This is a genomic window from Ferrovibrio terrae, from assembly GCF_943371255.1.
Classification (GTDB): domain Bacteria; phylum Pseudomonadota; class Alphaproteobacteria; order Ferrovibrionales; family Ferrovibrionaceae; genus Ferrovibrio; species Ferrovibrio terrae_B.
The window spans coordinates 24,199-32,380 of record NZ_CALRUC010000041.1; the positions used below are offsets into that span (position 1 = coordinate 24,199).

Annotated in this window: 7 protein-coding genes; 6 read left to right on the plus strand and 1 reads right to left on the minus strand. The window is 62.9% G+C overall.

Going from position 1 to position 8,182, the window contains the following annotated elements; genetic code table 11:
- Positions 1-53: 53 nt before the first annotated feature.
- On the minus strand, positions 54-422 hold the full coding sequence (locus AAG799_RS10760) for a DUF962 domain-containing protein (protein WP_341895832.1): 369 nt from the start codon (positions 420-422) through the stop codon (positions 54-56).
- Positions 423-589: 167 nt separating this feature from the next.
- Between AAG799_RS10760 and AAG799_RS10765 the strand changes: the two genes are divergently transcribed.
- The 6 genes from AAG799_RS10765 to AAG799_RS10790 form a co-directional block, all read left to right on the plus strand.
- Complete coding sequence (locus AAG799_RS10765) at positions 590-1,045, plus strand: MerR family DNA-binding transcriptional regulator (protein ID WP_341895833.1); 456 nt, start codon at positions 590-592, stop codon at positions 1,043-1,045.
- Positions 1,046-1,133: 88 nt separating this feature from the next.
- Complete coding sequence (locus AAG799_RS10770; RefSeq protein ID WP_341895838.1) at positions 1,134-2,270, plus strand: thiolase family protein; 1,137 nt, start codon at positions 1,134-1,136, stop codon at positions 2,268-2,270.
- A gap of 22 nt (positions 2,271-2,292) precedes the next feature.
- Positions 2,293-4,611 carry a 3-hydroxyacyl-CoA dehydrogenase/enoyl-CoA hydratase family protein gene (locus tag AAG799_RS10775; protein WP_341895834.1) on the plus strand — a complete coding sequence of 773 codons (2,319 nt, stop codon included), beginning with the start codon at positions 2,293-2,295 and terminating at the stop codon, positions 4,609-4,611.
- Between the two features lie 24 nt (positions 4,612-4,635).
- Complete coding sequence (locus AAG799_RS10780; RefSeq protein WP_341895835.1) at positions 4,636-6,429, plus strand: acyl-CoA dehydrogenase C-terminal domain-containing protein; 1,794 nt, start codon at positions 4,636-4,638, stop codon at positions 6,427-6,429.
- Positions 6,430-6,478: 49 nt separating this feature from the next.
- Positions 6,479-7,627: an acyl-CoA dehydrogenase family protein gene (locus tag AAG799_RS10785; RefSeq protein ID WP_341895836.1), complete on the plus strand. Its 1,149-nt coding sequence runs from the start codon at positions 6,479-6,481 to the stop codon at positions 7,625-7,627.
- Positions 7,628-7,684: 57 nt separating this feature from the next.
- Positions 7,685-8,182: beta-ketoacyl synthase N-terminal-like domain-containing protein (locus AAG799_RS10790; protein ID WP_341895837.1), on the plus strand; the 498-nt coding region annotated here is incomplete at its 3' end.

Genomic DNA, 8,182 nt, shown 5'->3' on the forward strand with positions numbered 1-8,182 from the left:
CGGCTATCGTTGCAAATGTGTGATTTTCCCCGGCGATTCGCCCGGACTACCCACTATTGGGCCCCGGCCTGGCTGTTATGGCCCAGACCGGCCGGCACCCCGGCCCGTTCCAGCTCACGCCCCAGCCGGCCCGACAGGAAGGCGAAATACATGCGGAAGTCGGAAAAGAAGGACCACAGCGGGTATTTGAAACTGGCCGGCTTGTTCTTCTCGAAGAAGAAATGCCCGATCCAGGCCGGGCCGTAGCCGATCAGCAGCGCTCCCACCAGCCAGGGCCAGTCTCCGGTGACAATCAGGGCACCCAGGCAGGCCAGGGCAAGGGTGGTGCCGCCATAGTGCCAGACCCGGGTGACCGGCCGGGCATGCTCGCGCAAATAAAACGGCCAAAAATCGCCATAGCTCTTTATCCGATTGTCGGACATAGTTGTTTCCTCCGCTTATTTAACGTTCAGTGTACGGCAGTAATTCGCTGTTTTCCAGTAAATACGTGGAAGATAGGCAAGCGAATGAGATTCGGATTGACGTTGACGTAAACGGAAACTAAGACTCACTCCAACATCAAAACCGAGCCTTTAGGGAGGGCTTAGCCGTGTCGGACAACAAGACCTATACGATCACCGATCTGGCGCACGAATTCAAAGTCACGGCGCGCGCCATCCGCTTCTATGAAGACAAGGGCCTGCTGCATCCGTCCCGCCAGGGCATGATGCGGGTCTATGCCAAGCGCGACCGCGCCCGCCTGCTGCTGATCCTGCGCGGCAAGCGCCTGGGCTTCAGCCTGGCCGAAATCCGCGAGATGATCGACCTCTACGATCTGGGCGATGGCCGCATCGAGCAACTGACACTGACGCTGAAGCGCTCGCGCGACCGCCTCGCCGCCCTGGAAACCCAGCGCGAGGATATCGAAGAGGCGATCACGCAACTGAAGCAGGATGTCCGTATCCTCGACGACTTCCTGAAGCTGAACCGTGACCGCACCGCCGCGGTGTCCTTCAAGGAATTCGTGCAGAGCCATAACACCCAGTTCGCCGCCGTGGCTGAATAAGGCTGGCGCCGGTTCCCCCGGCGTCCGCTGGAGTTTCTTCGTTTCTGAACCATATAAAAATCCGTCCTCGCAAGGAGACATCGTCATGATGCGCAACGTGGTGATTGCCGGCTATGCCCGCTCGCCTTTCACGCTGGCCCGCAAGGGCGCTCTCGCCAAGGTTCGCCCCGACGATCTCACCGCGCAGGTGATCAAGGCCCTGATCGAGCGTACCGGCGTTGACCCCAAGGCCATCGAGGATGTCATCGTCGGCTGCGCCTTCCCCGAGGGCGAACAGGGCCTCAACGTCGCCCGCCTGATCAGTTTCCTGGCCGGCATCCCGCAGGATGCGGCCGGCACCACGGTCAATCGCTTCTGCGGCTCCTCCATGCAGAGCATCCACCAGGCCGCCGGCGCCATCCAGATGAACGCCGGCGAGGCTTTCATCTGCGCCGGCGTCGAGAGCATGACCCGCGTGCCGATGGGCGGTTTCAACACCCTGCCCAACCCGAAGCTGCTGAAGGACTATCCGCAGGCCTATGTCTCGATGGGCATCACGGCGGAGAACCTGGCCAAGAAATACGGCATCGACCGCAAGGCGCAGGAGCAGATGGCCGTCGAAAGCCATGCCAAGGCGCTGGCCGCCCAGAAGGCCGGCAAGCTGAAGGACGAGATCGTTGCCATTGTGGACGGCAACAACCGCGTCGAGCTGGATGGCTGCATCCGCCCGGACACCACCGCGGAGGGCCTTGCAGGCCTCAATCCGGCCTTCGATGAAAAGGGCACCGTCACAGCCGGCACCTCCTCGCCGCTGACCGATGGCGCCTCGGCCACGCTGGTCTGCTCGGAAGATTTCGCCAAGGCCCATGGCCTCAAGGTGCTGGCCCGCATCAAGTCGGTGGCGGTTGCCGGCTGTGCGCCGGAAATGATGGGCATCGGTCCGGTGCCGGCCACCAAGAAGGCGCTGGAGCGCGCCGGGCTGAAGCTGGGCGATATCGACATCATCGAGCTGAACGAAGCCTTCGGCGCCCAGGCGCTGGCCTGCGTCGCTGAAGCCAAATACGACATGAAGAAGGTGAATCTGGACGGCGGCGCCATCGCACTGGGCCATCCGATGGGTGCCACCGGCGCGCGCATCACCGGCAAGGCCGCGTCGCTGCTGAAGCGCGAAGGCAAGCAGTTCGCGCTGGCCACCCAGTGCATCGGCGGCGGTCAGGGCATCGCCACCGTCCTGGAAGCCGTCTAAGTCGCACCGGAGCAGTCAGATCATGACCGAGATCAAGAAAGTCGCGGTGATCGGCGCCGGCGTGATGGGGTCCGGCATCGCCGCCCATGTCGCCAATGCCGGCATTCCCGTCATCCTGCTGGATATCGTGCCGACCGGTGCGAATGACCGCAGCGCGCTGGCCAAGGGCGCCATCGACAAGATGCTGAAGACCAAGCCCGCTCCCTTCATGCATCCGCGCGTCGCCAAGCTGGTGACGGCGGGCAATCTGGAAGACGACCTCGACAAGCTGGCCGATGTGGACTGGATCTGCGAGGCGATCATCGAGAATGTCGAGCTGAAGCGGAAGCTCTATGCCCAGCTGGAGCAGAAGCGCAAAGCCGGCTCCATCGTCACCTCGAACACCTCGACGATCCCGCTCGACCTGCTCACTGAAGGTCTGCCCGACAGTTTCGCCGCCGATTTCGCGGTGACGCATTTCTTCAATCCGCCGCGCTACATGCGCCTGTTCGAGCTGGTGAAGGGCCCCAAGACCAAGCCCGGCGTGATCGACGCGCTGCGCCAGTTCGGTGACGTCAAGCTCGGCAAGGAAGTGGTCGACTGCAAGGACCGTCCGGGCTTCATCGCCAACCGCATCGGCATCTACTGGTCCACGGTCGCCACCGCGCTGGCCTATGACATGGGGCTGACGGTCGAGGAAGCCGACAGCATCGTCGGCAAGCCGATGGGCATTCCCAAGACCGGCATCTTCGGCCTGGCCGATCTCACCGGCATCGATCTCGGCCCCTATGTGGTCGGCTCGATGCTGAAGACCCTGCCCAAGACCGACGCGCTGCATCAGTTCTACAAGGCAGATCATCCGCTGAATGCCCTGATGCAGAAGCTGATCAAGGACGGCTATACCGGCCGCAAGGGCAAGGGCGGCTTCTACCGCAACAAGGGCAAGGAAGCGCTCGATCTCAAGACCGGCGAATTCCGCGCCACCAAGCGCGCCAATCTCGACTCCGCCAAGGTGGCCCGCAAAGGCCTGCGCGCGCTGGTCGAGCATCCCGACAAGGGCGGCCAGTATGCCTGGGGTGTCGCCAGCCGCGTGCTGAGCTATGCCGCCGATCTGGTACCGGAGATCGTCGACGACATCCTCGCCGTCGATCTGGCGATGAAGACCGGCTACGCCTGGAAATACGGCCCGTTCGAGCAGATCGACCAGCTCGGCACACAATGGTTTGCCGATAAGCTGAAAGCGGCGGGCATGCCGATCCCGAAGATGGTGGAGGTTGCCGCTGGCCGGCCCTTCTACAAGGAAGAAAACGGCAAAGCCTGGCGCCTCACCACCAAGGGCGACTATGCCGAGATCGTCGTGGCACCCGGCGCCTGGATGCTGGCCGACATGAAACGCGGCAAGCAGCCGATCGCATCCAACAAGGGCGCCAGCCTGTGGGATGTCGGCGATGGCGTCGCCTGCCTGGAATTCCACACCAAGATGAATGCGGTGGATGCCGACATCATCACCATGGTGAAGGAGGCCGCCAAGATCGACAAGAAGGGCTTCAAGGCGCTGATCATCGGTTCCGACTCCGACAACTTCTCGGTCGGCGCCAATGTGGGCATCGCGCTGTTCCAGGCCAATATCGCCATGTGGCCTGCCATCGAGCAGGGCATCAGCGAAGGCCAGGATGCCTATATGAAGCTGAAATATGCGCCCTTCCCGGTCGTGTCGGCGGTGGCCGGCATGGCGCTGGGCGGCGGCTGCGAAATCACGCTGCATTCCTCGGCCATCCAGGCCCATGCCGAAAGCTATATGGGTCTGGTGGAAGTGGGCGTCGGCGTCATCCCCGGCTGGGGCGGCTGCAAGGAGCTGATCACCCGCGCGATCACCAACAAGAAGCGTCCCGGTGGCCCGATGCCGGCGCTGGCCCAGGTGTTCGAGGCGATCTCGACCGCCAAGGTGGCGACCTCCGCCATGGAAGCGCGCGACATGCTGATCCTGCGCGAGAGCGACGGCATCACCATGAACCGCCGCCGCCTGCTGGCCGATGCCAAGGCCAAAGCGCTGAAGCTGGCGGAAGACTACAAGCCGCCGGTGCCGGTGGAAATCAGCCTGCCGGGCCCGACCGCCAAGGCAGCGATGAGCCTGGCCGTGGAGGGCTTCTTCCAGCAGGGCAAGGCCACCAAGCATGACGTGGTGGTGTCTGGTGCGCTGGCCAATGTGGTCTCGGGTGGCAACACCGATATCACCGAGGTGATCACCGAGAAGAAGCTGCTGGAACTGGAACGCGAGAACTTCATGGCGCTGATCAAGACCAACGCCACGCTGGACCGCATCGAACACATGCTCACCAAGGGCAAGCCGCTGCGCAATTAAGCAGCGTCAAGGGAGACCAAGGCCATGCCGAGCTATACCGCCCCGATCAAGGACTTCCAGTTCGTGCTGCACGATGTGCTGCAGATGGAAAAAATGAGCAACCAGCTGGGCTTCACCGATGCCAGCCGCGACGTGATCGATGCCGTGCTGGAAGAAGCCGGCAAGTTCATGAGCGAGGTCACCGCGCCACTCAACCGCGTCGGCGATCTGGAAGGCTGCAAGTGGGACAACGGCGTGGTCACCACGCCGACCGGTTTCAAGGAAGCCTACAAGCAGTATTGCGAAGCCGGCTGGGGCGGCCTGACGGCGGAAGAAAAATACGGCGGCCAGGGCCTGCCCCATGTGCTGGGCATCGCCATGGCCGAAATCCAGTCCTCGGCCAATATGGCCTTCGCCATGTATCCCGGCCTGACCCATGGCGCCTATGAGGCGCTGCTGCGGCATGGCTCGGAAGAGCAGAAAGACATGTATCTGCCCAATATGGCGTCGGGCAAATGGACCGGCACCATGAACCTGACCGAGCCGCATTGCGGCACCGATCTTGGCCTGATGCGCACCAAGGCCGAACCGCAGGCCGATGGCAGCTACCTGATCTCCGGCACCAAGATCTTCATCTCGGCCGGCGAACACGACATGGCCGAGAACATCATCCATCTGGTGCTGGCCAAGATTCCCGGCGGCCCCGAAGGCATCAAGGGCGTCAGCCTGTTCGTAGTGCCGAAATTCCTGGTCAATGCCGATGGCTCGCTCGGCGCCCGCAACGGCGTCAGCTGCGGCTCGATCGAGCACAAGATGGGCATCCACGGCAATTCCACCTGCGTGCTGAATTACGACAATGCCAAGGGCTGGCTGGTCGGCCAGATGCACAAGGGCATGCAGGCGATGTTCGTGATGATGAATGCCGCCCGCCTCGGCGTCGGTGTGCAGGGCCTGAGCCAGGCCGAGGTCGCCTACCAGAACGCACTGACCTATGCCAATGACCGCCTGCAGGGCCGCGCCATCACCGGCACCAAGGCGCCGGACAAGCCCGCCGATCCGATCATCGTGCATCCCGATATCCGGCGCATGCTGATGACCATCAAGGCCTTCGTCGAGGGCAGTCGCGCGCTGGCGCTGTGGACCGGCATCGAGCTTGATGTCGCCGCCAAGCATCCCGATGCCGAGCGCCGGCAGGAAGCCGACGACCTGGTCGCCTTCCTCACCCCGATGGTGAAGGCCTATATGACCGATTACGGCTACCAGTGCGCCACCATGGCCCAGCAGGTCTATGGCGGCCATGGCTATATCGCCGAATGGGGCATGGAGCAGTTCGTGCGCGATGCCCGCATCGCCATGATCTATGAAGGCGCCAACGGCATCCAGGCGCTCGATCTGGTCGGCCGCAAACTGCCGACCGGCATCGGCCGCCTCGCCCGCCGCTTCTTCCATCCGGTCTCCAGCTTCATCGAAGAGAAGATGATGGACCCCGGCATCGGCAAGGATTTCGTCATGCCACTGGCGAAAGCCTTTGCCCGCCTGCAGACCGCCACCGCCGTGGTGAGCGAGCGCGGCATGAAGAATCCGGACGAGGCCGGTGCTGCCTCCTGGGATTACCTCAACCTCTTCGCGCTCGTCTCACTTGGCTACATGTGGGCGAAGATGGCCGCCGTGGCCAAGCAGAAGCTGGCCGCTGGCGAGGGCGACAAGGACTTCTTCGAGACCAAGCTGATCACCGCCCGCTTCTTCATGGACCGCATGCTGCCCGATACGGCAGCCCAGCTGGCCAAGATCCAGGCCGGCAGCGAGAGCACCATGATGCTGAAGGCCGCCAATTTCTGACCATGCAAGCCATGCAGTGCATGGCCCAAGTCTAGGAGGAAACCAACGAATGACCGAATACGGCATCCCGCGCAGCGTCTATGGTGACGACCATCAGATGTTCCGCGACGCGGCGCGCAAATTCTTTGAGCGCGAAGTCGTGCCCCACCATGCCAAATGGGAAGAAGATGGCGTGGTGCCCAAGGAAATCTGGCGCAAGGCCGGCGAGAACGGCTTCCTCTGCGCCACCATGCCGGAAGAATACGGCGGCTCCGGCGTCGACCGGCTCTATTCGGCCATCCTGATGGAAGAACAGGCCTATACCGGCTGCACCGGTCCGGGCTTTTCGCTGCATTCCGACATCGTCGCACCCTATATCCTCGCCTATGGCTCGGAAGAGCAGAAAAAGAAGTGGCTGCCGAAAATGGCGACCGGCGAAGTGATCGGCGCCATCGCCATGACCGAGCCCAGCGGCGGCAGCGATCTGCAGGCGGTAAAAACCACCGCGATCCGCGACGGCAATGAATTCGTCATCAACGGCCAGAAGACCTTCATCACCAACGGCCAGAATGCCGATCTGGTCATTGTCGTGACCAAGACCGACCCCAAGCAGGGCGCCAAGGGCACCACGCTGTTCCTGGTGGAAGCCGGCCGCGAGGGCTTCACCAAGGGCCGCAATCTCGAAAAGCTCGGCATGAAGGCGCAGGATACCTCCGAGCTGTTCTTCGCCGATGTGCGCGTGCCACCGGAAAACATGCTGGGCGGCGAAGGCCAGGGCTTCTTCTACCTGATGCAGGAACTGGCCTGGGAGCGGCTGCAGATCGCCATCATGGCGGTGGCCGGCTGCGAGGCCGCGCTGAAATGGACCATCGACTATACCCGCGAGCGCAAGGCGTTCGGAAAGTCGGTCATCGATTTCCAGAACACCAAATTCGAGCTGGCGGAGATGAAGACCGAGACGCAGATCGCCCGCGTCTTCGTCGACCAGTGCATTGCCATGGTGGCCGAGCACAAGCTGGATGTCGCCACCGCGGCGATGGCGAAATACTGGTGCAGCGACCTGCAGTGCAAGATTCTCGACCGCTGCCTGCAGCTGTTCGGTGGCTACGGCTTCATGTGGGAATATCCGATCACCCGCGCCTATGCCGATGCCCGCGTGCAGCGCATCTATGGCGGTACCAACGAGATCATGAAGGAAATCATCAGCCGTACTTTGTAACTGGCTTTGCAAGACCCCGGGTATCCGGCGAAAACACGTACACAAGGGAGAGAGATCATGACCGAAGCCTTCATCTATGACGCCGTGCGCACGCCGCGCGGCAAGGGCCGCGCCAGCGGTGCCCTGCATGAGGTCACCCCGATGCGGCTGGCCACCACGGCGCTGGAAGCCGTGCGCGACCGCAACGGCCTGGATACCTCTCTCGTCGATGACGTGGTGCTTGGCTGCGTCATGCCGGTGGGTGAACAGGGCTCGGATATCGCCCGCGTCGCCGTGATCCAGTCGGGCTATGCCGAGACCACAGCCGGCGTGCAGATCAACCGTTTCTGCGCCTCGGGTCTGGAAGCCTGCAACATGGCGGCCGCGCAGGTGATGTCTGGGCAGTCGCAGATGGCGATCGGCGGCGGCGTCGAGAGCATGAGCCGGGTGCCGATGGGCTCCGATGGCGGCGCCTGGGCCACCGACCCGGCCGTGGCGATGCCGACCTCTGTCGTGCCGCAGGGCATTTCGGCCGATCTGATCGCCACCAAGTATGGCTTCAGCCGCGACGATGTC